General features: G+C 69.4%; 20 protein-coding genes and 1 pseudogene. 11 read left to right on the plus strand and 10 right to left on the minus strand.

Going from position 1 to position 23,121, the window contains the following annotated elements:
* Positions 1 to 19 precede the first annotated feature (19 nt).
* The 5 genes from ACH5AF_RS06280 to ACH5AF_RS06300 all read left to right on the plus strand — a co-directional run bounded on the left by ACH5AF_RS06280 (position 20) and on the right by ACH5AF_RS06300 (position 5,385).
* Complete coding sequence (locus ACH5AF_RS06280) at positions 20 to 280, plus strand: hypothetical protein (protein WP_398900258.1); 261 nt, start codon at positions 20 to 22, stop codon at positions 278 to 280.
* Between the two features lie 829 nt (positions 281 to 1,109).
* Positions 1,110 to 1,589 (plus strand): bacterioferritin, encoded by a 480-nt coding sequence (gene bfr / locus ACH5AF_RS06285; RefSeq protein ID WP_398900259.1) that lies wholly within the window; start codon positions 1,110 to 1,112, stop codon positions 1,587 to 1,589.
* 154 nt (positions 1,590 to 1,743) lie between these two features.
* Positions 1,744 to 2,799: an iron ABC transporter substrate-binding protein gene (locus tag ACH5AF_RS06290; protein WP_398900260.1), complete on the plus strand. Its 1,056-nt coding sequence runs from the start codon at positions 1,744 to 1,746 to the stop codon at positions 2,797 to 2,799.
* 41 nt (positions 2,800 to 2,840) lie between these two features.
* Positions 2,841 to 4,349 carry an ABC transporter permease gene (locus tag ACH5AF_RS06295; protein ID WP_398900262.1) on the plus strand — a complete coding sequence of 503 codons (1,509 nt, stop codon included), beginning with the start codon at positions 2,841 to 2,843 and terminating at the stop codon, positions 4,347 to 4,349.
* Between the two features lies 1 nt (position 4,350).
* Positions 4,351 to 5,385, plus strand: coding sequence for an ABC transporter ATP-binding protein (locus ACH5AF_RS06300; RefSeq protein WP_398900263.1), 1,035 nt, complete (start codon positions 4,351 to 4,353; stop codon positions 5,383 to 5,385).
* 20 nt (positions 5,386 to 5,405) lie between these two features.
* Here ACH5AF_RS06300 and ACH5AF_RS06305 read toward each other — a convergent pair whose 3' ends face one another.
* Positions 5,406 to 5,699, minus strand: coding sequence for a hypothetical protein (locus ACH5AF_RS06305; RefSeq protein ID WP_398900264.1), 294 nt, complete (start codon positions 5,697 to 5,699; stop codon positions 5,406 to 5,408).
* 69 nt (positions 5,700 to 5,768) lie between these two features.
* On the opposite strand from ACH5AF_RS06305, the gene ACH5AF_RS06310 reads away from it, so the two are divergent.
* Together ACH5AF_RS06310 and ACH5AF_RS06315 are read left to right on the plus strand one after the other, a co-directional pair.
* A complete protein-coding gene (locus tag ACH5AF_RS06310; protein ID WP_398900265.1) occupies positions 5,769 to 5,942 on the plus strand; it encodes a hypothetical protein in 174 nt (57 codons plus the stop codon).
* 312 nt (positions 5,943 to 6,254) lie between these two features.
* Positions 6,255 to 7,667: an RtcB family protein gene (locus ACH5AF_RS06315; protein ID WP_398900266.1), complete on the plus strand. Its 1,413-nt coding sequence runs from the start codon at positions 6,255 to 6,257 to the stop codon at positions 7,665 to 7,667.
* Positions 7,668 to 7,691: 24 nt separating this feature from the next.
* Here ACH5AF_RS06315 and ACH5AF_RS06320 read toward each other — a convergent pair whose 3' ends face one another.
* Entirely contained in the window at positions 7,692 to 8,135 is a 444-nt protein-coding gene (locus ACH5AF_RS06320) for an archease (protein WP_398900267.1), read from the minus strand.
* A gap of 251 nt (positions 8,136 to 8,386) precedes the next feature.
* On the opposite strand from ACH5AF_RS06320, the gene ACH5AF_RS06325 reads away from it, so the two are divergent.
* Entirely contained in the window at positions 8,387 to 8,572 is a 186-nt protein-coding gene (locus ACH5AF_RS06325; protein ID WP_398900268.1) for a DUF4158 domain-containing protein, read from the plus strand.
* Between the two features lie 193 nt (positions 8,573 to 8,765).
* Complete coding sequence (locus ACH5AF_RS06330; protein WP_398900473.1) at positions 8,766 to 8,909, plus strand: hypothetical protein; 144 nt, start codon at positions 8,766 to 8,768, stop codon at positions 8,907 to 8,909.
* A 376-nt stretch (positions 8,910 to 9,285) separates the two neighbouring features.
* On the opposite strand, the gene ACH5AF_RS06335 is transcribed toward ACH5AF_RS06330, so the two are convergent.
* From ACH5AF_RS06335 to ACH5AF_RS06365, 7 genes are all read right to left on the minus strand, one after another.
* Positions 9,286 to 10,662: a hypothetical protein gene (locus tag ACH5AF_RS06335; protein ID WP_398900269.1), complete on the minus strand. Its 1,377-nt coding sequence runs from the start codon at positions 10,660 to 10,662 to the stop codon at positions 9,286 to 9,288.
* On the minus strand, positions 10,659 to 12,575 hold the full coding sequence (locus ACH5AF_RS06340; protein WP_398900270.1) for a caspase domain-containing protein: 1,917 nt from the start codon (positions 12,573 to 12,575) through the stop codon (positions 10,659 to 10,661). Before ACH5AF_RS06340 ends, ACH5AF_RS06335 begins: the two co-directional genes overlap by 4 nt.
* Entirely contained in the window at positions 12,572 to 15,022 is a 2,451-nt protein-coding gene (locus ACH5AF_RS06345; protein ID WP_398900271.1) for a CHAT domain-containing protein, read from the minus strand. Before ACH5AF_RS06345 ends, ACH5AF_RS06340 begins: the two co-directional genes overlap by 4 nt.
* Positions 15,019 to 16,242 (minus strand): hypothetical protein, encoded by a 1,224-nt coding sequence (locus tag ACH5AF_RS06350; protein ID WP_398900272.1) that lies wholly within the window; start codon positions 16,240 to 16,242, stop codon positions 15,019 to 15,021. Before ACH5AF_RS06350 ends, ACH5AF_RS06345 begins: the two co-directional genes overlap by 4 nt.
* Positions 16,239 to 17,060: a hypothetical protein gene (locus tag ACH5AF_RS06355; RefSeq protein ID WP_398900273.1), complete on the minus strand. Its 822-nt coding sequence runs from the start codon at positions 17,058 to 17,060 to the stop codon at positions 16,239 to 16,241. Before ACH5AF_RS06355 ends, ACH5AF_RS06350 begins: the two co-directional genes overlap by 4 nt.
* The gene (locus ACH5AF_RS06360) at positions 17,045 to 18,208 is read right to left on the minus strand and encodes a hypothetical protein (RefSeq protein ID WP_398900275.1); all 1,164 of its coding nucleotides are present in this window, start codon (positions 18,206 to 18,208) and stop codon (positions 17,045 to 17,047) included. The genes ACH5AF_RS06355 and ACH5AF_RS06360 overlap by 16 nt, the downstream gene beginning before the upstream one ends.
* Positions 18,209 to 18,387: 179 nt before the next feature.
* Positions 18,388 to 19,050, minus strand: a complete 663-nt coding sequence (locus ACH5AF_RS06365) for a Crp/Fnr family transcriptional regulator (RefSeq protein WP_398900276.1) — start codon at positions 19,048 to 19,050, stop codon at positions 18,388 to 18,390.
* Between the two features lie 229 nt (positions 19,051 to 19,279).
* Between ACH5AF_RS06365 and ACH5AF_RS06370 the strand changes: the two are divergent.
* Positions 19,280 to 19,444 (plus strand): annotated as a pseudogene (locus ACH5AF_RS06370) (Rid family hydrolase); the annotation flags it as partial.
* Between the two features lie 29 nt (positions 19,445 to 19,473).
* Here ACH5AF_RS06370 and ACH5AF_RS06375 read toward each other — a convergent pair.
* Positions 19,474 to 20,409 carry a LysR family transcriptional regulator gene (locus tag ACH5AF_RS06375; RefSeq protein WP_398900453.1) on the minus strand — a complete coding sequence of 312 codons (936 nt, stop codon included), beginning with the start codon at positions 20,407 to 20,409 and terminating at the stop codon, positions 19,474 to 19,476.
* A 1,704-nt stretch (positions 20,410 to 22,113) separates the two neighbouring features.
* On the opposite strand from ACH5AF_RS06375, the gene ACH5AF_RS06380 reads away from it, so the two are divergent.
* Entirely contained in the window at positions 22,114 to 23,037 is a 924-nt protein-coding gene (locus tag ACH5AF_RS06380; protein WP_398900278.1) for a glutamate ABC transporter substrate-binding protein, read from the plus strand.
* Positions 23,038 to 23,121: the final 84 nt, after the last annotated feature.

Raw genomic sequence — 23,121 nt, forward strand, 5'->3', positions numbered from 1 at the left:
CGGATCAGATGAGGCAAGGATGACCACGAAACTGACGTTCGACGGCGACTGGCATGCAACGGTGACGGGCGATCCGCTGCACATCACCCCCCGCTTCACAGGCGACTCTGTGGACGTCATGCACTGCGCGGACGTGAAGGAACGTGAGCGGTTCGTCCTGGACACCTTCGGTAGCCAGCACTTCATGTGGGACTTCCCTGACGTCTTCCGGTTCGACCAAGGACAGCCTGCAGCTGGTCGGGGCCGAATTCCAAATGCCGTGCACGTCCCCTTACTGTGAGGCCTCCGACCGCGTTCCCGTCATGCCCGCGCTCCGCCCCGGGGGGCTTCGTGCGAACGAGGTCCAGGACTTCCGGCACGAGATGTGCCCGGTGCTGTGTCGCGTTCCCGGGGACACCGTGCTGACCTGTCTGCGCGACCTCGACGTCCTCGACGAGCCACTGGAGGCCCGCATCGGCATCGCCCCCGACATGGCACTCCTCGTCCAGCACGGCACCGTCGTCGGCTGGAGCCTCACCGACCCCGCGCGCTACCTGACCACCGGCTTCGCCGACTCCGACCCCAACCCGCCCTCCCCGGCCACCCGGCTCCTGCTCACCGAATGCCTGGACCTCATCACCACGCCGCTGCTCGACGGGGTGAGAGCCCGGCATCCGGCTGCCCCGGCCAGTCTCCGGGCGCTCGACCACAAGCTGCGCAACCAGCGCGAGGACCGCCACCGGCCCGCCCCCTGCTCGCCCTCATCGGCGACCCGGTCGAGGAATATGCGGACCGGCCGACCGAACAGAAGCCGTGAACCACCGCCCTGGCCCCCATGGCAACGTCGCGGACGGCGGACGGCACGACGCCCCCCGCGGTCTGACTCCCCGCCAAAGACTTCACGCACACTGGGTGCGAACGGGGAGCCTCGATCGAAGCGGTCGCTCGACCCCACCTCGCATGCCACGCGCCAGAACGGGTCACCCCATTTCCCCATCGGCCGCCGGATATCCATCCATGCGACGGAATACTTCAGCCTTCGTAAGGGCGGGCTTACTGGATGCGATCAAGCCTGCGGAGCGAAAATGCATGTATCCGCCGCTTGTACACGCGGGGAAGGAGCCGTCCCCATGAAAGGCGACACTGAGGTTCTCGAGTTTCTCAACGAGCAGCTGACCGCCGAATTGACCGCGATCAACCAGTACTTCCTGCACGCGAAGATGCAGGAGAACTTCGGCTGGACAAAGCTCGCCGCCCACACACGGCACGAGTCGTTCGACGAGATGAACCACGCCGAGGTACTGACCGACCGAATCCTGGTCCTGGACGGCCTGCCGAATTACCAGCGCCTTTTCCATGTCCGCATCGGGCAGGCGGTCAAGGAGATGCTGGAGGCGGACCGCGAGGTCGAAGTCGAGGCCATCGATCGCCTCAGGCGCGGCATCGAGGTCATGCGGGCCAAGGGCGACATCACGTCCGCCAATATCTTCGAGTCGATCCTCAAGGACGAGGAGAGTCACATCGACTATCTCGACACACAGCTGGCACTGCTCGACATGCTCGGCGAGGGGCTGTACATCGCCCAGCTGATCGAGCAGCCGGAAAGCTGACTTCCGCCTCACTCCCGCCGTGTCGCGGCGCCATGGGGACATATCCGAATTAGGCTGACTTAACTGAGGTTAGGCTGACCTAACGGAACCGGGCCTGTGAACAGGAAGTGAGAGCGTGAACACACCTCAGGGCAGAGGCCGCAGGAAGGGCGTCGTGAGACGCGCGAAGGCCACGGCCGCCGGCGGCCTGCTGGCACTGAGTCTCGCGGCCTGCGGTGGTGGTGAGAGTGCGGAAGGGCAGCCTGCAGCAGGCGTCGGTCAGCAGACCTCCGACAGGAAGATCACCGTGTACAGCGGTCGGAGCGAGTCCCTCGTCAAACCCGTACTCGACAGCTTCCGCAAGGCGAGCGGCATCACCGTCGAGGTGCGCTACGGCGACACCGCCGCGATGGCTGCCCAACTGCAGGAGGAGGGCGACCGCAGCCCGGCCGACGTCTTCCTCGCCCAGGATGCCGGAGCCCTGGGGGCCGTGGCCAAGCGGGATCTGTTCACCACGCTGCCCGACGAGGTGCTGGACAAGGTGCCGGACACCTATCGCGCGAAGGACGGTGAGTGGGTCGGGGTGACCGGCCGTGTGCGCACGATGGTCTACAACACGGATCAAGTCCCCGCGGCCGATCTCCCGAACTCGGTGTTCGACGTGACCGCCCCCCAGTGGAAGGGCAAGATCGGCATCGCACCGACCAACGGCTCCTTCCAGGCATTCATCACCGCCATGCGGGTACAGCAGGGCGATCAGAAGACCAAGGACTTCCTCGCGGGGCTGAAGGCGAATGACGCGCAGATCCGAGAGGGAAACGCGCCCATCGTCGCCGATGTCAACGCGGGCAGGATCGCCGCCGGGCTGGTCAACCACTACTACGTGTACGAACTGGCCAAGGAGGAAGGCACCACCGTCGATGCCCTCAAGGCGAAGAACCACTTCTTCCCGGGCGGGAACATCGGCTCTCTGGTCAATGTCTCCGGGGTCGGCGTGCTGAAGAAGGCCGGCGACGACCCTGACGCACGCGCGCTCGTCGACTATCTGCTGGGCACCGAGGCGCAGACCTATTTCGCCGAGGAGACGTACGAGTATCCGCTGGTGGCCGGTGTCGACAGCGCGCCCGGCCTGCCCAAGCTGTCTTCCCTGAACGCACCTGACATCGACCTCGACGATCTGGACGATCTGAAGACCACGGTCGAAATGATCAAGACTTCGGGGCTGGCCTGAGTACAACGCGCGCTCTGACGCTCCGCCGGGTCCGGCGCCTCGTGCCGCGCCCGGCGCTGGCGGTTGCCGCGACGCTCGGGGTCGGCGTCTCCCTGATCCCGCTGGCCTACCTGGGCGTACGGGTCACCGACGCGGGCTGGGCCCGGATCGCGGAGGAGCTGTTCACGGCGCGAACCAGGGCGCTCGCCTCCCGGAGCGTGGCGCTCGCGGCGCTGGTCACCGCGGCATGCACGGTACTCGGCGTGGGGTCGGCGCTGCTTGTCACGCGCACCGACCTGCCCGCACGGCGGCTGTTCGGCGTGCTGGCCGCGCTGCCGCTCGCCGTGCCCAGTTATGTCGCCGGGTTCGCCTGGGTCTCCGCCTTCACCGGTGTCGTGAGGTTCGAGGGCTTCTGGGCGGCCGCACTGGTGCTCACGCTGGTGTCGTACCCGTACGTCTACCTCCCGGTCGCGGCCGCGCTGCGTGGTGTCGACCCCGCGCAGGAAGAGGTGGCACGGTCGCTCGGGCGCGGCTCGTGGCGCACGTTCCTCGGTGTCACGCTGCGGCAGGTCAGGCCGGCGGTGGCGGCGGGCGCGCTGCTTGTCGCGCTCTACGTGCTCTCCGACTTCGGAGCCGTCTCCATCTTGCGCGTGGACGTCTTCACCCGGGCCGTCTTCACCTCGATCAACCTCGGCTTCGACCGGACCGGCGCGCTGGTGCTCGCGACCGTACTCGTCGCGCTCACCGCGCTCATCCTGCTGGCCGAGCAGCTGACCCGACGCCGCGGGGCCCGCTACGCCCGGCTCGGCGGCGGAGCGGGCCGACCACCGGCTCAGCTGCGCCTCGGGGGCGCGCGGTGGCCGGCCGCGCTCGTGCTCTCCGGTGTGGCGGCGCCGGCCCTCGGGGTTCCGGCGGCAAGCCTGTTGCGGTGGTTCGGCGAAGGCGTCTCGCGGCCCGGGTCGGTGGCCCACATCGCCGCCGCGGCGGGCAACTCACTGTGGGTGTCCCTGACCGGCGCGGCCCTCACCATGCTCCTCGCGTTGCCACTCGGGCTGCTTGCGGCACGGGTGCCCGGCCCGGTCGCCGTCACCCTCGACCGCCTGGCCTATGTGTCCCACGCGCTGCCGGGCCTGGTCATCGGGCTGTCGCTGGTCTTCTTCGGGATCAACGTGGCATACCCGCTCTATCAGACCGTCTGGCTCCTCGCCCTGGCATACGCAGCGCTCTTCCTGCCCCTCGCGGTCGCCGCCGTCAGCTCCGCCGCGGTCCAGGCCCCGCCGGAACGGCGCCGGCGTACATACGTACTGCGCACGGTGACCCTGCCGCTGGCCGCACCCGGGATCGGCGCCGGGGCCGCGCTCGTCTTCCTCACCTGCATGAAGGAGCTGCCCGCCACGCTGCTGCTGCGCCCGACCGGGATGGACACGCTCGCCACCGAGCTGTGGACGCAGACATCCGTCTCCGCGTACGCGGCCGCCGCGCCCTACGCGGCGCTGCTGGTGCTCCTGGCCGCCGTGCCGACGTGGTGGCTCTCGGCGCGCACCGGCGTCCTCGCCCGGGGAGGCGACTGACATGGCGGAGCTGCGCATCACCGGACTGCACAAGTCGTACGGCCATGTGCGCGCCCTCAATGGGGTGGACCTCGTCGTCCGCTCGGGATCGCTGATGGCGGTACTCGGTCCTTCCGGCTGCGGCAAGACCACGCTGCTGCGCTGCATCGCCGGATTCGAGCGTGTGGGGGCCGGGGAGATCCGGGTCGACGACCGCCGGGTCGCCGCCCGCGGCGCCGAGGTACCGCCCGATCGGCGGCGGATCGCGGTCGTTCCGCAGGAAGGCGCGCTCTTCCCGCACCTTCCGGTCCGGGGAAACGTGGCCTACGGGCTCGACAGGGCGGCCCGGCGGGCCGGTCGCGTCGCCGCCGTGCTGGAGCTGGTTGGCCTTTCGGGCTTCGAGGACCGGATGCCGTACCAGCTCTCCGGTGGCCAGCAGCAACGTGTCGCCGTTGCCCGGGCGTTGGCACCGCGCCCACCGGTCGTCCTGCTCGACGAGCCGTTCAGCGCGCTCGACGCCGCGCTGCGTGCCGAAGTACGACACGACGTGCGCCAGGCCCTTCGCGCGGACGGCGCAACTGCCGTCCTCGTGACGCATGACCAGGCCGAAGCCCTGTCGATCGCGGACGAGGTCGCCGTCATGCGGGACGGCCGGATCGTCCAGAGCGGACCACCGGACCTTGTCTACGGCTCACCGGCCGACCCGTGGGTGGCGGGATTCGTCGGCGAGGCGGTCTGGCTCCCTGCTGTGATGGACGGCGCCCTGGCCCGGACCCCGCTCGGCATGATTCCTGTCGTTCCGGCCGGCGAGATCCCGACCAGGAGCACGCGTGTACTCCTGCGGCCCGAGCAGATCGAAGTCGCCCCACCCGGGACGTCGAGCACGGTCGCGGCCGCCGTCGTACGCCGCGACTTCCAGGGCCACGACGCCCTCTTGGCGCTGCGTCTGGTCGACGGGACGTCGGTGACCGCCCGGATCTTCGACCCGACCGCGGTCCCTTACGCTCTCGGTGACGAGGTCGGCCTCCGCGTACGCGGCAGAGCCCGTACCTTCTGACCATCACTCGGCTGCCGCACTCAGGCCGAGGCCGCTTCTCCTCCAGGGGAGACGCGCATGTCCGACGCGTCCCTCGGTCCGGTCTTCTCGCTCGGCGGTGCCGCGGGCATCGTGGGCGGCCCGCTGGCACCTCGGATCGGGCGGCGCCTGCCGCAGGAGAAGGTCATCGCGGGCTCGCTCGTCGTATGGGCGGTGGTCATGCACCTGCTGCCGCGGGCGATGTCACCGGCGCTGCTCGTCGCGGGATGGGAGCTGGTCACGCTGATCAGCCCGGTGTACGACGTGTCCCAGCTCTCCTGCCGCCGCTCCCTCATATCCGAGGAGTTGCAGGGGCGGGTCGACCTTCCGCTTCATCGCCTGGAGCCTGCGTCCCGTCGCCGTCGGTGTGCGAGGGACGGGTCGTCGCGTGGGCCTGGGCCCATCTGCCCGATGACCTCAGGTTGCAGGTCGACCCGGCATACCCCCATCTGCTGGACGAGGGTCTGGCCTGGTTCGACAAGCTGGCGGGCGACGGCCCCCGCGAGCTCAACCCCCTGGACACCCAGGAGCCGCTCTGACGATGAGGGTCTCCAGCCGGTCGGGGCGGAAGGCGCGTGCGTACGCCGGCCTGCGCATGGTCGGCACGTGCACTAAGGAGGCGAGCACGATGGCCAGGATGGAAGCTGCCGCTCCGTGTGCGGGCCGATGACCGCGAGCTAGGCGGCGGTGCCGTCGTAGTGACGGCGGATTCCACGGCGCGGTCGCGGGCACTCGCGCCTAAGGCCGGTTCGGCGGCGAGGACCGGGAAACGGCAGGGCCTGGACCGGGAAACGGCAGGGCCTGGACCGGGGAAACGGTGGACCCTGGAAGAGAGCACCCTGGAGACTGCCATGGAGATCGTGGAGGAGCGTCCGTACCGCTACCGCATCGATCCGCGGCGAGACATGAGGGTGCCCGGGATCGTGTTCGCCTCACGCGAGCTGCTTCGGGACGCCGAGAAGGCGTTGGAGCAGGTCGCCAACGTGGCGACGCTGCCGGGCATCGTGACGGCCTCGTACGCGATGCCGGACGTTCACTGGGGCTACGGCTTTCCGATCGGCGGGGTGGCCGCGACCGACGTCGACGAGGGCGGGGTGGTCTCACCCGGCGGTGTCGGGTTCGACATCTCCTGCGGTGTACGACTGCTGGCCGCCGACTGCGACCGGCAGGACCTTGCGCCTGTGCTGTCCTCGTTGATGGACGGACTGGGCTGGGACACCCCGCGCGGTGCCGGACGCGGCGCGGTCTGGCAGCTGGGCAGCACTGCTCAGCTCGAGCGGGTGCTGGAGGGGGGATCCCGGTACGCGGTCGAGAAGGGCCATGGAGAGCCACGTGACCTGAGCCGCTGCGAGGACAACGGGGCGGTATCCGACGCGGACGTGACGCAGGTGAGCGAGCGGGCCATGGAGCGCGGGCTCGGGCAGCTCGGCAGCCTGGGCGGGGGCAACCACTTCCTGGAGGTGCAGCAGGTCGCCGAGGTCTACGACGAGCCGGTCGCCGCCGCCTTCGGACTCGCCCTCGGCCAGATCTGCGTGATGATCCACTGCGGCTCGCGCGGTCTGGGGCACCAGGTCTGCACGGACCATGTCCGGATGATGAACCTGGCCATGCCGCGGCACGGCATCGCGGTTCCCGACAAGCAGCTCGCCTGCGCCCCGGTCAGCTCGCCGGAAGGGCGTGCCTATCTCGGCGCGATGGGTGCTGCGGCCAATTACGGGCGCGCCAACCGTCAGCTCCTTTCCGAGGCGGCGCGCCGTGTCTTCCGCCGCGAGCTGGGGGCCCGTCTTTCGCTGGTCTACGACGTGTCCCACAACCTGGCCAAGATCGAGACCCATCTCGTGCGGGGGGAACCGCGTACCTTGTGCGTCCACCGCAAGGGCGCCACCAGGGCGCTGCCGCCCGGCCACTCCGATCTGCCGGACGACCTGCGCGGGGCCGGGCAGCCGGTGCTCATTCCCGGCACCATGGGCACCGCCTCGTACGTCCTGACCGGGGTCCCCGACGGCGACGCGTTCTCCTCCACCTGCCACGGGGCCGGGCGGGTCCTGAGCCGGCACGCGGCCGTGCGTGCGGTTCGCGGCCGGGAGCTGCGGTCCCGCCTGGAGGCGCAGGGGATCGCGGTACGCGGCGCGTCCTTGCAGGGCCTGGCCGAGGAGGCACCGGAGGCGTACAAGGACGTCTCCGCCGTGGTGGAGGCGAGCGAGGGAGCGGGGCTGTGCCACAAGGTGGTCCGGCTGGTCCCGCTGGGCGTGGTGAAGGGGTAGGTCGGATCGTCATGGATCAGGCCGTCATACGTCGACCGTCACAGCGCAGGACCAGCCGTACGGATCCGGGGCCAGACGCAGATCGCTCCACGACACGGCCTTGGGCATGGCGCCGATGATCCGTACCGCCGCCACGTCGGTCATGGCCAGTCGTACGTCGAGGCCCCCGTCCGTCGCCTCCGCCTCAACGTCCACTGGCACCTCGCCGTGCACCTCCAGCCGGAAGATGACCTCGTCCAGGGACGCGATCAGCAGATCGTCGTCGTCGGCCTCGGCCAGCTCCACCTGCCGCACCGCGGTCGGCCGCACGCCGGAGACGTCTGCGAAGCACCCCACCATCCCGAGCACAGCCTCCGCCAGACACTGCTCCCGGCTCGCCCCCCATGCCTCGATCCGCACGTCGGCCGTGTGCGGGACCGTCCGGTGACCGCTCTCCCCCGGCCTGCCCCTCTGTGTGTCGTCGGACATGTCTCCATCATGTGCCCGGTCCGTCCCCGGGGCAGGCTCGAGCCGCGCTTCCATGAAGGCAACCTGGCTCGCAACCACGCTCCGCGGAGATCCTCTACGTCGGCCCTGCACTCCCGAAGCTACGGCGAAGTGACAAGTCGCTCTCTGTAGCGGATCTGGGATGCGCTTGTCAGGGCTTTCGATCCTCTGAGCTCATCAAGGGCCGCGCTCGGCGAGGTTGGTCCGGTCATGACGACCGGAGGGAGCGCGGGGTGCGGCAGGAGTGGGAGCCGGAGGACCTGATCGAGGTCTGGATGCTGCTGGAGGACGACCAGGAGCGGCTGCGGAACAAGTCGGGGGCGAACCGGTTGGGGTTCGCGCTGTTGCTGAAGTTCTTCGAGGTCGAGGCCCGGTTCCCCGAGGACGCCGGGGAGATCCCGGTGCCGGCGGTGTCGTAGCCGTGAGTGCACGGAGGAGGACCAGGCCCAGCTCGCCGAGTGGCTGGCGGTCGAGCTGTGCGGGGTGGAGCTGAACCGGGACCGGCTCGCGGAGGCGGTGACTCCATGGTGGGCACGCGCACTCTAGCGCCCAGAACTATGGTGTCCCACCACATACGCCCGTGACCTGCGCGTTCCTACGGTGTGGCGACACGTGAACGTCCCCGTCGAACGCCAGGAAGTGGTGCCGATGTCCTCTCCCGAGACCGCTCCACCAGCCCCCTCCAGCCTCAAGCGCATCGTCGCCGCGAGCCTCATCGGCACCACCATCGAGTGGTACGACGATTCATTCAACTGAAGCTATGACCTGCGATTTCCATTCCAAGAAGGCGGCGAGTCAGCACCGAACCAGCACCGGAACTCAAGCAGCTCCATGAGCCGTTCTGCGATTCCCCTAGCCGTAAGCTCCGTGTTCCGTCAAGCGGCTGCTCACCGTAGCCCCCACGATCAGGGCTCGAGCGGCCCGTCGTCGCCACAGCGGCAGAGATAACGCGGGACCGACGCTGACCGCCCAGCTTGCACCCCCGCCGGCCGGAGCGGTGAATCGAGCACCCATGCCCCACACCGGCATCTCGTGGCGGGTCTCATCGTGGCCGGGCAGCGGCCACGATGAGACCCGCCCACCGAAGGGCTCGGCAGCTGGAAGCGGAGCGATTTGGCGACATGCCGATGTGTCAGCCATCTGCGGAAGTGACGGGCGGGAGCGCGTTCGGTCCATCACGCAACAGGCGTTCGCCGGGCATCGCGTTCCCGCCAAAGCGCGGATTGCGGGGGTGGGCGCGGATCCAGGCTGTACCTGTGAACTGCTTGGCCGTCACCTCCAGTTGCTCGAAGCCAGCCGGTGACAGGCCTTCGTACCCGTGTACTGCGAGGTCCTGGTACAGCCGGTCGGAGAAGGCGATCACGAGGTCGGTGGTCTGCTCGTCGGTCAGGAGTGCGCGAAGCGGATCGGAGTCCAGGAGGCGGAACAGTTCCACGACCGCGGAGCCCGCGTAGCCGCTGTCCGCCTCGTGAACGATTCCGTGGTGGAAAGCCGCCCGCAAACGGGTGCGCAAGTACGGCCGGTCCGGGGCATTTCCACTCTCTTCCCGGTTCACCACGGCCAGGGCGTCGGCGAGGCCGTCCATCAGGCCGGGCACGACTCTCGTCTCGTCGGTGTCCGGCGGCAGCACCAGCAGATAGCCGTCCCCCTGGGCTTGGCGGCCGCAGCTGTACCAGTCGACCTCCGCCCGGGCACACGCGGCGCGCATGACGCGCAGCAGAGCCCGCTGCAGGCGGATCATGTCCGCGTTGCGGCGGGCGCTGTACTTCTCAATATCGACCGCGACACACAACTGCTGGCGACCGGGCGGCAGTTGGCCGTCCGGCGGGCCCAAGTCCTCGAAGGCGGCGAGCGCCCAGGCGCCCGGTTGCGAAGCCTGTCGCGCGAGTGGCGCCCCGGTCCAGGCGTCCGCTCGGGAAACCCGGAACGGCAGCTCGTCGCGTGTGTGAACCTCGGCCTCGGCCCGAGTGCCGCTCAGCAGCGGGTGCTCGAGCACTCCCCGCAGCGTGAGGCGACCGGACACCTCCGCGAAGAGCGACGGCAGTCGCAGGACGACCTGCGTCCAGCGACCGTCCGGGCGCAGCGTTCCGCCGGCCTCGGACGCCCGGAAGACCCAGCGCAGCCGGTTGCGGCCGAGGCCGAAGACCGCGACGCAGGCTCCGTCGGTCTCCTCCCACCCGGGCCGCGGGTGCAGTTCCAGGGCCAGCACGTCTGCGTCGTCGAAGCTGACGGCCAGCTCGATCTGCCGGTAGCCCCACCCTCCGGACAGTTCCTCCAGGTCGAAGGGGAAGCACAACAGCACCGTCCCCGGGGCGTCGACCGCTGCGGGAGAGACGCCGGTCGCATCGCGGAGCGCGTAGGCCAGGGGTCGGCCGAGTGAGACACTGCCGCTCGGCGGTTCGCCCCTGGGCGTCAGTGCGCCGCTGAGCATCAGATCGGTGGTGGCCAGCAGGTCGTGCGGCACCTCGCTGTGGGGACCGTCGTGCCGGTCAGGTCCGTTGCCGCTCACTGGTTCCTCCGCTCCCCGCGCTCCTCGGCCGTCGCACCCGGCCGCGGCGGGGGTTCGACGGTGGTGTGCCAGCTGAACACCCGGTACCGCAGGGCCTCGGTGGTGGCCTGCCGACGCGAGTCCCGTACGCCGTCGCAGACCTCGTCCAGCAACGCACTCAAAGCAGCGGGCTCCGCCCGGACGTTGCGCACGGCGGCGACGAGAGGGCTGAGGTCCAACTGACGGTCGCCGACCAGCAGAAGGACGCTCTCCGGCCGACTGCCCTTGGCCGGTACGTCATCGGGCCACCAGATCTCAACGGGTCCCGAGTCCCACGTGACCGTGTCGGCGTCGGCGCCGGGCGCGGCATCCGGCTCCAGCCGGATGCCGCTGGGCTGATCGTGGGTCACCAGGGTCGTGCGACCGCTCAGTCCCACGCCGAGCACCCAGACGTACAACTTGTGATGCGTAGCACCACCGGCCACCGAGATCCGGTAGCGGCACCCGGCCCGCAACCCCTCGTCGCCGGTCCGGAAGGTCCGGTAGACGCAGCTGCCAGGTGCTGTCTCCACCTCCATACGCGCCGTCAGCTCCACGTTCAGTCGGCCCGGGTCCTCGGGGTCCGTCAGCTCCCGCAGCCGCTCTCCTCGAGCGATCGTCTCCAGCAGTGCGACAACTTTCCCGGCACTCGCGGACGGTGGAGCCGAGCCGCTGTCGAGTGCCTTGTCCGGATGCCGGTAGGGGAGCCCATTCCCATCGACCACTTCGGCCACCCCGTTCCGCATCCGTACGGAGGCCAGGGCCTTGTCCGCGCGTGTGGCCTCGGTCAGTCGGGGCGAGGACGCGAGACGCGTGCGCAAGGCTTCGGCGAAGGGGCCGCTCGTCGCGATGTGTACGGGGAGCCGGGTATGAACGCGCACGGCCAGCGCGTACGAACCGGGCGGCAGCGGTGAGGGGAACGGGATGGCTGGCGCATCCAGCAGTGCGTCGGTGACCTCGACCGCCAGCACCTCCGTCTCCGCCGTGGTCTCGGCTCGTGACCCGCCGGCGGGCAGCACCAGCCGTACGCGATCCCTGGCACCGAGGCCGAACAGGACGCCTCCGGGGACACGCAGCCGGCCGTCGTGTGACGCGAGCGGCATCCGCTCGGGCTGGTCGGGTACGTCGAGCGAGAACGGCAGACGACCGGAAGGCCCGCCGGCGTCCGGCCGTTGCAGTACCGCTCGTGGCTGGACGCGGTCGCGGATCCGGGCGATCAGCACCGACCACGGGACGGGACGGTCGCGGAAGTCCTCCAGCGCCTCGGCCAGGCCTGCGGTGAACAGGCCCTGCCGATCGTCCTCGTACGCGAAACCGTGCCGCTGGGTCGCCACCAATCGCACCACATGGGGGTCGGGAGACCGTGGTCCGGTCGCGAGCTCGACCGACCTGGCGAGGCCTGCCTCCACGGGCACCTCGGACAGCACGGATTTGGTCCGCCACCCGCCCGTGTCACGCACCATTCCGCCGGAGTGGCAGCAGTCCAGTACACAGGTGACATTCCGGGTGATCCCCGTGATCCGGCGGAGCACCGCGGTGAGTTCCTCGGCCAGGTAGCCGCGGAAGTCGTCGGCGGTGCTGTGCCGGTGATCGACCGGCACCAGGTACTGAAGGTGATGTGGGCTGCCGGGAAGGTCACCGCGATGGGCCGGAGGCACGGGGAGAAGCGAGCCGTGGCCGGAGTAGTAGACGACGACGGCGTCACCCTCCTTCGTCTCGTCCGCCAGTGTCGCCAGCGCGTCCGCCATGCCGTGGTAGCCGGCCTCGGCGTCGGCGCAGACACGGATGTCCGTGAAGCCACGGTCGGCCAGGACCCGTTCCATGAGGGCCACATCGGCGTGTACGCCGGTCAAGTCGTACGACTGGGCACCGATCAACAGGGCACGCTTCGTCATGCCGGTCTTCTCACCTTTCTCGTGCGGGGATTGTCACGGAGGCGCCGTACTGGGGCGGCCCCTGATGGGCCCACGTGGATGAAGGGCGCCCAGTGGTAGGGGTGCTGGTCGAAGTCGGGGGGAGCGGGGCGGGGGCCGCTGTCGCGTGCCCGCATCCGTGGGCCGGTGAGGTGCGGCCGGACGGCGGCCCGGTCGGCGAGCCGGGCGTACTCCTCTTCCCGCCCGTCCTGGGACAAGTCTCGTATCTCACGCTGTGCGAGGGCGAGCGCGGTGCCGACAAGGGGGCGTGCTGTGGACGTCAGGTGCCGGTACATGCCCGTGATCACGAGACATCCGGTGATGTCGTCGACCGGCCACAGTGACACCACCGCGTGGCGGGCGCCGCTGATGACGGCCGCCCGGGTCAGCCCGAGCACATCGCCGCCCGCGGTGGCGGTACCGCGTCCGGTGTCGCAGGCGGACAGCACCACGAGTTCGGGGGTCAGGTCCGGGCCCAGGAGGTCGTCCAGCCCCAGGTGGTCGCGGCCGGCCAGCGCGAGCCGGCTGAGGTGCGGTGACAGCTCGGGCACATCCCCGTGTGTCGCCAGATGCAGGATGCCGCAGCCGGCCGCCTGTTTCAGCACCTCCGCGCGGCCGGCTTTCCGCCCGGTCACCACCCGGCAGCGGGGCAGCAGGCGTTCGATGGTGGCGACCTCCGTCGCGGTGCCGGGCAGGTGCGCCAGGCCGCGCTCGGGTGCGATGGCCGGTGCACCGACCAGCAGCGCCGTGGCAGCCGTCCAGTCCGGCTCCGGCGACCGGGAGCGGGAGCCGGGCCGGGTGAGGAGGGAGGACGCGGGCAGGTAGGAGACCTCGTGGGTGAGGCCGATGACCGTCCCGGCCCAGGCAAGGGCGTGGAAGGGCACCAGAGAGAGCTGGGCCGGGGGTACGACCACGATCCTCCGATGATCGGCAAGGAGTGGGGAGCAGAAACCGAGCAGGGCATCCGCGAGCAGCCTTCCCGGCTCCTCCACGGCGCCGCCCGACGCGCACGCGGTGTGGAAACGGCGGGCCGTCGCCACCAGGTCGTGCGCGGAGCGGTCCTGACGCTCGGCCAGCAGCTTGTCGCGGGTCACGGCCCAGCAGACGAGGTCCTGGTCGTAGAGGTGGTACTGGAGGAGCAGAGTGCCCGGTGGCAGTACGCGCGCCACGGCGGCCGCGTCGGGCACCGTGCCCGGACCCCGCCGGGAGGTGAGCGCGCGCGGGGTGAGCCGGCGCACCTGGTCCTCGGCCTCGCCGAGGACCCGTTCCGCCTCGGTGATCCGGCGTTGTGCAGGCCGCTCGTCGGCCGTGCTCCCCGGCACCGGAGGCGGCTGGACGGCCTGTGCGTCCCGGCCGCCGCGCATGGCATCCGCCGCCTCCTCGAACCGCGCGGCCCAGCGGGTCTCCGCCTGGAGCCAGCCTCGTACGGCTCGTACCCCCCGTGGCGCATCGGGTTGTCCGGCCGCGCAGTCGAGTGCCTGCACGGCGTCGAGGAAGCCGGAGCGGCTGCGTTCCGCACAGGCGAACGCCGCCGACCTGCCCCCGGGCAGCGCCCAGTGGGACAGCACGGCGGTGTGATAGGCGCGAGCCACCACGGGGTCGTCGGCCGATGCGGCCCGCAGGGTGTCCCTCGACATCCTCAGGCGGTGCTCCTCATAGGCGGTTACCGCCTCGAGGGCCCGGTCGGCGGCGCCCCGTGGGTCGCCCAGGGCCAGCATCGCCTCCGCCGCTGTCGCGGGCCGTTCCCAGGGCTTGCCCGGGTCGGTGACCTGTCCGGCGCCGTCCGCGCCGATGCGTCGTTCCGCCTCGGCGGCACGCTCGGGCCGGCCCAGCCGCAGCCACAGCGCCGCCGATTGCAGGGCGGTGAGGGACCCCCGTACTTCCAGCGCGTCGGCCTCATCCCTCGCCTCGGCCGGCCTGCCCAGCTCGACCAGGAGCGCACAGCGCGCAACGGAGTGCGGTAACCGCCCTGCCAGCGCCGACGCCTTCTCGGCGGACTTCTCCGCCTCGGCGGCCAGACCTGCCGATCTGTCACGGCGCAGTCGGTACATCGCCTCGATGGCCTCGGTCGAGAGCAGATCGGCCGACAGCCCTTCCAGTGAGGCGCTCAGCGGCCCGCCCAGAGCCCCGCCCCGCCTGCGTAACAGGCGCATTCCGAGGTCGATCACGCGCGCGATCCGGGGCCGTGCGGCGGCGATGAGGTCCGGGTCGCCGAGCTCCACCGCCTTCTGGCGGAAGAGTTCCGCCACGACCACGGCGGACAGCCACTCGTTGAGCACGGCCGCCGTGGGCCCACCACTGTCCTTGCCCTCCAACTGCCGTACGCGCGCGTGCAGATCGATGTCGGCGAGTACGAGGGAGGCCAGTCGGTGGCGGGCGTGGTGGTACGCCTCCAGCGGGCCGGTGATCGCCCCCTTCGTCACGCTCACCGCGTCCCGCCCCGCTCGCCCGTCAACCACTGCGCCAGGTCGCCCGCCTGCCCGCACCGGAGGATGTCCCCCCGCCGAGCCCAGTCGCCGGCCCGGGCGTCGACCATGTCGGCCATGCCCCGGAGCCAGGAGCCGCTGCCCACGGTCGATGCCCAGCGACCGACCGCCTCCGCGTCCTGGAGGGGCAGCGGCCGCCCTGCTTCGATGACGTCCAGCATGCGGTGCACCCTGACCAGCGCCGCGCACGCCCCGTCACCGGCGGTCTCCGCCAGCGCCAGGGCACGGTCGAGAAACGCGGCGGGGTCGTCCGGCTTCCGCCGCAGCCGGGCGATGTGCGCCAGGCGCAGCGCGGCCGCTGCGCGGCCTCGGGCGGCGCCGGCCTTACCGAACAGCGCGTCGGCCGTCGAGTAGTGCTCGGCCGCGCGATTCAGTGCCCGCCGGTCGACGGGCCCCGGCAGACAGCGTTCCGCCGCGCCGGGCACCACGAGCTCCGCGTCGCCCGCCAGCAGCGCCGACATCCCGGCGAAGGCGGGGTGCCCGGGCACCTGACGGAGCGCCTCCCGCCGTAGCGCCTCTCCCCGGCAGCGGTCGGCCGCCCTGACCTGCACGTCCGACGCGACCAGCAGGTGATAGGCAACCGGCGCCGCGAGGCCGCCCTCGGCGATCTCCCGCGGCAGGTCGTCGAACCACCGTACGGCCTCATGGGCCTCCTCGGCCCCTCCGACCGCTTCCACCACCTCGGACGACTGGGCGCCGATGACGGCCGCGTTCCCCAGGAGGGCGCGGGCCGAGAGCAGATCGGGCAGGTACCGGCCCGCGAGGAAGGCGGCGAGCCGCAGCCCGGGGTCATTGGCAAGGATTGTCAGCCGCGCATGCGTCCCGTCCATGGCCTGGAGCAGGGCCGCCTCGTCCCCCGGCGGCAGGGCCCAGCCGATCAGACCGCCGGGGCACCAGTTGACGTCCATGGCGACGGCCGCGGTTCGCAACGTCCGCGTCACCAGGTCGTCGTACGTCTCCTCCGGCACGGGATCGCCCAGCACTGCCAACGCCCGCTTGGCCTCCCCGGCGGCGAGGGCGGCGGCTGCCGCCAGCCAGCCCCGTACCGGCTCGACCCAGCCCTCCGGCCTGACCGCCGCGGGATCGATGCCCCGCTGCTCGGTCAGCAAGAGGTGTACGAGAAGGTGGATGCCGCGCGCCGTATGCCGTCCCTGGTTCGTCACTTGAGCTTCCTGATGGCGAACACGACCAGCACGGCGAGCACGATCACCGCGGCCGCCCTGGCGAGTTGTCGGCCCAAGGATCGTCGGGGCCGTCCGGTTTCGCTGCCGTGATGCGGTCGATCACGGCCTGCAGATGCTCGCCCAGGGCCATCCACACGTACCCCAGCAGCACGTCCAGCGGATGCTGGCCCAGGGCCCCGGCCGAGGACTGAGACGACTGCGGATCGGAGCGCTGTGGTGGAGAATCGAGGGTGGGTTCCCGATGGGCGACGGCCGTCAAAGGCGGCCGTCGGAGAACTCCCTTCCGCCAGGTACGGCTTCTGTTCAACGGTCGACATGGATCGGCCGGTCGCCGGAGGGCTGAGCTCCTGGGAGCGGCTCACCGGGTGGGTGACGGTGTCCGCCTCGAAGAACTCCCGTACGGCCACTCCACACCTGCGGTGGACGTCGGCGAAGAGTTCCTCCGTGGCGAGCGTCGTGGGCCGCTCCGGCCGCCTCCGGCAGACGACTCCCTCGATCAGCGGTGTCCGCCGTGGCCCGCTCATCGCGTACTCGCCGTCCAGGCCCACATCGGACGCTTTGAGATACACGACCCGGTACAGCAGCCAGAGCCTCTGGGAGCCATGCCCCCGGTACTCACGTACGTAGACGACGTCGTCGGAGGTGTCGCCGTCCGCCACGTCGTGGAGCAGGAACTGCCTGTCGGCGTCCACCAGGAAGTCCGGGGCGACCACGATCCGGAAACCGGTGTTGACGGAGCGCGTGAGGGCGAACGGCCAGACCTTCTGGGGTTCGGCGTGCGTCATGTCGTCATCCATGGCGTTCCCCCCTCGATGAGGTGCGAGCCCGGGTGCTCGGCCTCGAACTCGGTCAGCTTGGCGTCGAACAGCGACACCAGAGCGGTCAGCGCGTCCTTCTGGGAAGCGACTTGGAGCATCCGGCCGCGTAACTGGGCGATGTCACGCTCGACACGCTCGCCGTATGCGGACACCTTCCTCTCGGCATAGGCCGCAAGAGCGTCCACCATGTGGTCAGGCATCATGCGCATCAGGGGCGACTTGGCCGCCGCGGTCCGCAGGACCGCCTGTACCAGCGGTAGCTTGTCCTTGACCAAATGGACCCACTTCAGCGTCTGGCTGCGCTGGGCGATCCACTGCCCTTCGGGCGCCGCCCGTTTCCCCATCTCCTTGAGCCGGGCATTGAACAGATCCACCAGCACGGCCATGAAGGGGACTTCGACGTTGAGCGGTGTGGGGAACGCACCCTTCTTGATCATCGTCCGGCCGTCCGGACCGAGAGCGGCGAAGTCCAGCCCCACGGAACTCACTGGAATGAAACGGACCCCTCCCGAGACGGGATTGTTCCGCAGCTGGGTCTCGACGCCGTCCTTGAAGTCCGGGTGCTTCATGAGGCAGTCCATGACGGCCTGCAGCGTGTGCCCGGCCGCCGCGAGAACGTCCCACTTGGTGATCACGAAGTGCACGATGGCCTCGCTCTTCATCATGTGACTGAAGACGAGGAGGAGATCGTCGGCCAGCCGGAAGTCCCCGTCGAAGAAGCGCAGAACCTTGGCCCCGTCCACCAGCACGAGGAGGAACTCGGACTCCGCGATCCGGCTGTAGACGCGTTTGGCTCCTTCGACCCGCTCGTCCAACTCGGTCAGGTGCTCACCGGAGTAGTCCAGATACCTGATGGAGAAGGGGCTGAAGGTCTGGTTCCTGGCGGTGCGGACCGAGCAGGTGAATTCCCACTCGGTTATGGCGGCGGTCTTGGTGGGGTCCGGCCATGTGTCGGGGCTCGCGATCTGCTGGTAGATCCTGTTCAGCAGGGTGGATTGCTCCGGTGGCAGCTGAACGTGGAATCCGATGTCCGGTCGCGGGATGGCGAGTCTGCGGAACAGACTGGCGAGATAGACGGTCTTCCCGGACTCGGCCGGTCCGAGCACGGTGACGGGTATTGCCGGCATGCAGTGCCTCGCATTGGGCTCACGTGGTGGTGATCCTGGCGCACGAGCGAGTACGGCGAACCTCACGCGACGGTCCTGCCGTTCTCCTGCCGGTAGTAGAGCGTGTCTGAGGACGTCCGAACCGGTCGCAGTGCAGGTTCGGGAGAACCAGCGGGACAAAGAGCAACTCGGCTTGCCGCTCACTGGTCGGCGGCGAACTCCAGCAGGGCGGAAACGGAGTGCACGGTGAGGCGGCAGCGACCGTAGCTGACGATCTGCGCGGCCGACAGCTCCTGTAACACGTGCTGCACCCGCCGCTCCCGGGCCCCGATGAGCTCGCCCCACTCGGCGTGGGTGAGCCCGGGCCGGACCGACATGCCTTCCGGTGTCGGCGTCCCGTACTGCCCTGTGAGATCCAGTACCGCTCGGCAGAGGCGGGTGATGACCGGGCCGCGCGCGAACTGGGTGCGGCGGCGGACCGCGGTACGGCTGCGATGCGCCAGGCTCCGGCTGACGGCAAGGCCGGCGGCCTGATACCGGACCATCCAACGCAGCCACTCGTCCTGCGAGATCCGCCGGACGGACACCTGCTGAGCCGCCGTGACCGTCGCGGAACGGGGCTCGTTGTCGAAAGCCGCAGTCTCACCGACGACATCACCGCCCGCCCGGATGTCCACCAGCACGGTTGTGTCGAGGTCGTCGGTCGTCGTGACCTTGGCGAAGCCGCTCAACAGCAGCAGTACGTGCCTGTCCGTGGCGCCCGCCAGCAGCATGATCTCGCCGCGCTTGTACGTGTGCGCGGTACCGACGCGCATCAGGGCGGACCGCGCCCGGCACACCTCTTTGGCTTCCGCCCCGCTCACATCGGCCAGCTCCGACAACAGGGTCCCCCGCGGGTAGGTACCGCCCGCCGAAATCGACCCGTCTCCCCCACCCGATGTCCCTCGACTCAGCACACCGTCCCCCTTTCGGATGCCAGCTGTCGCGAACATATTCAGCCCAGTCGGCACGCGGCACAAGGTGTGAACTGATGTGCGAAGCTGGGACAATCAGTGCCTGATTGATCCGCCAGATCGTCGGCACCCTGGTGGACAGGTCGAGCAGTGCCTACGCAACATCGAGGCCGCGCTGGCCGAGGCGAAGTGCACCTTCGACCATGTGGTGCGGGTGCGGTATCTGCTGCCCGACCGGCCCGACGTCGAGCCCTGCTGGCCGGTTCTGCGCCGGCATTTCGGCGAGGTCCGGCCGGCCGCCACGTCTCGCCGGTCCCCACGTGTTGGCGACCCCTATGAGGATGGCGGGCTGTCGTCTGCGACACGGGAGGTCTGTCTGACCGCTTGCCGGAGCGCTTGCCGAGTGGCCTGGATAGCGGGGTGCTGGGAGCTGCCGCGGCGTACGGCGGTGAACAGTCTGCGCGCCTGCTGGCCTGTCGGCAGCGGGTGCAGGGCCACGGCCGGCGGACAGCCCTGCCACGCGAGGGCCGGGAGGAGCGCGACGGCATGCCCCTGCTCAACGAGCCGCAGGTGAAGGTAGTGGTCGGTGGATTCGTAGCGCACATCGGGTTCAAATCCCGCATCACGACACAGGGTCATAGCCCAGCGGCGGGGGACCGTCCCCTCCGGTTCCATGATCCACGGGTGGTCAGCCAGCGCGCGCAGCGCCTCCTGAGGCGACGCACTCGAGTCGGCGTTGCCCGGTCGAGCCAGGTGCAGGGAGTCTTCGCACAGGTCCTCTTGCTCGAGTTCAGCGGGACGAGGGCTGGGATCGCCCGGGTATTCCACGTCAATGACCAGGTCGAAATCGCGCGCGAGCAAAGCCGGCACAGCACTTTCCCGCTCCATCTGGGTGACATGGACGCGCAGGAGCGGATGGGCGTTACGGAGAAGCGTCAGCGCCGTGGGGACGAGAACCAGCGCAGCAGTTTGGAAGGAGGCGATGCGCATGGTGCCGACGAGGTCGGTCAAGGAGGTGGCGATGTCGGCTTCCGCCTGTTCGAGCCGCTCGAGCAGGACTTCGGTGTGGGCGACGAGGATCTCGGCCTGCGGAGTCAGACGCACGCGTCGGCCGACGGGCTCTAGGAGAGGCACCCCAGCTTCTGATTCCAGGAGCGCGAGCTGCTGGGAGATCGTGGAAGGGCTGTACGACAGTGCGGAGGCGACCGCGGCAAGCGTGCCGCGGTGCTTGAGCTCCCGCAGAAGGCGGAGCCGGTGTAGATCAAACATCAAAACCTCGAGAACGGTCGTTTTTCCCAATGAATACTGCTCGAAAACATGCGCTAGAACAAGGAGCTATCTGTCGGCACAGTGGTCGCGTGCTGCAGAGCCGACCACCGCTCCGTGCACTTGCTGCCGTGGATCACGCTCACAAGGCTGCTCCGTGCCACATCTCCTGATCTTGACGCACTGACCGATCCTGGCGGCCGCCATGATCGACCATCCGGCTGTGACCCTGCAGTTGTCCGTCCCTGAATCCTCAGCGCTCGCTGCGCCCGGCCTGCCCAGCCGCGCTGGTCACTCTCCTCCCGGCTCTTGCGGGAGCTGCTTGAAACCTGCTCTCAGTGTTCTCGGTCCGCCAAGGCACATCCAACTGCCTCCCGCAGCGGCGACGAGCCCAAAGCAGCACGACAAAGGAACAAGCGTGCAAAAGCAGTCAGTACGGCGGATCTATCCTGATCTTCCGGTGCAGGAAAAGCAGCCGATCGTGGTGTCGGTGGATGAGCCCTCGGGTTCGACGTTGGCCCCTCGGTTGGATCGTGCCGGCCTCGCCCTCAGCGGAGCTGTGCGGTGGGGAAGCGAGTCGGCTTGTGCCTCCCTGCTGGAACGAAGACCAGCGATGATGCTGCTCGATCTGCCCACGACAGAGGTTGACGGCATGGCCAGGCTCGTCCGGGCCGCGTCATTGATCGCCCCCGTTGCCGTGTTGCGGCACGAGGGACTTGATGCCGTCGTCGCATTCGCCGCCGGGGCGTTCGATGTCATCGATCGCCGAGCCCCGGCCGCTGAGCTGGCCTGGCGCATCCATGCCAACCTGAGACGCTGCCCGCCCACGCCGCCGCCTCCTGCGTATGCGAGGGGCACCGCAAGCCAGCGCCTCCTGTTCGACGTGCTCGCCAGAGCGCAGGCTCCCGTCTGCTGCCACCATCTGAGACTGCTCCTGGGAACGCTATGCCTTCCCATGACACTGCGGGCACTGAGAGCGCGGATACGGCGGCTGCTGCCCACCTTCGCTGATCACGCCCTGGAACTGGTCGTCGATCAGCAGTGGGGGCTGGCCACCTTCCGCACCTGGAGCGCAGGAGATCCAGCCTCCCCTGCCCCATTGCGGCGAGGGCGTGGAGCGCTCCCCGACTTCCCACTACACGCGGCGAATCGCCCTTTGACAGCACGTCCGGATGCCCAGCAGGATTTCTCGCGTGAACCTGTCAGACAGCCTGCCAGGGTTCGGCGGAAACCCACCCTGCCCTCATAGGCGGAGTTCTGCCGCCACAGCGGTCTGATCCGCGAGGTTGCAGGGCCCTGCAGTGAGCCGCACCGTCTCCCGTACAGGAAAGGGAACATTCGTCATGTCCAGCGAACCGGTGGGTGATCCCTCCTTCGGTGACCATAGGGACCTGGGAGGGCCCAACAGACAGAACGGATCCTCCGGGACGTCGTCACCGCAGCCCATGAGGAAGCCCGCGAAATGGCGCAGCCGCCGCCTGGCAACTGATCGAACGCCAGGCGAACACATGCTGCGCTGCAGCCCGGCGCCCAGTCCCTGGTAGCAAGCGTCGGCGACGATCTCCACGACGGCCTGCTGGCAAGGAGCTTGACCAGGCCTGATCGTCCGGCACCGATCGATAGGACCGCGGCGCGGGCCGTGCTCGGCGGGATCGGCATCGAGGCGCAGGCTGCTCCACCTGCTGACAAAATAAAGGACGCCGCATTATGAAGCCCTCCAAGTCCGCCGCCTTCGCGACGATCGCTGCGCTCACGGTCGCCCTCACCGCAACCGCCTGCAGCGGCGAGTCCGGTAATGCATCCAGCGACGGGCCCACCAGCAGCTCGAACGGAAACCACCCGCGGCTGCCCACGTACACGGTCGCCAAGGACGTCAGGATCGACTCCCCGACCCTGCGCAAGGCCCGCAAGGCCGGCAAGCTCGTCATCGGTGCCCATGACGACCAGCCGTTCCTCGGCTTCGAGGAGAAGGACGGCAGGCGCTCCGGCTTCGACATCGAGATCGCCAAGATGGTCGCGGCGGATCTCGGGTTCTCGCCCGACGAGATCGAGTTCAAGACGGTCGACACGAAGAACCGCGAGGCCGCCATCTCCAGCGGCCAGGTCGACCTGTATGTCGGCACGTACACGATCAACGACGAACGCAAGAAGAAGGTGGGCTTCGCCGGACCGTACTACCGGGCCGGCGCCGACCTCCTGGTCCGCAGGAACGACGGCACGATCGGGGGCCCCTACTCCCTGGAGGGCAAGACGGTCTGCGCGGTCAAGGGCTCCACCGCCCTCAGGGAGATCGGGAAACCCGAATACAACACCATGACGGTCGAGTCGACCAAGGACACGGAGTGCGTCCAGCAACTGCTCGACAAGAAAATCGACGCCGTCACCACGGACGACGCCATCCTCATGGGCTACGCCGCCCAGCGTCCGGACAAACTGAGGGTCGTCGGCAACCCGTTCACCGAGGAGCCATACGGCATCGGCATGAACAAGGACGACGAAGCGCTGCGTGATGCGGTGAATGACGCGCTCGAGGCCCACGACGAGAACGGCGACCACAAGAGGGCTTACGCGGCGACGCTGGGCCTTTCCGGCTCGAGGTACAACGGGGCGCCGATGGTCGAGCATTACTGACGCGAGGCCCTGATCACCCTTGCAACATCCGACGCTCGACATCGGACGACACCAGCGGCTCAAGCCTGTTGTCACCCACATCAA

The organism is Streptomyces sp. NPDC018833, from assembly GCF_044390825.1.
Taxonomy (GTDB): domain Bacteria; phylum Actinomycetota; class Actinomycetes; order Streptomycetales; family Streptomycetaceae; genus Streptomyces.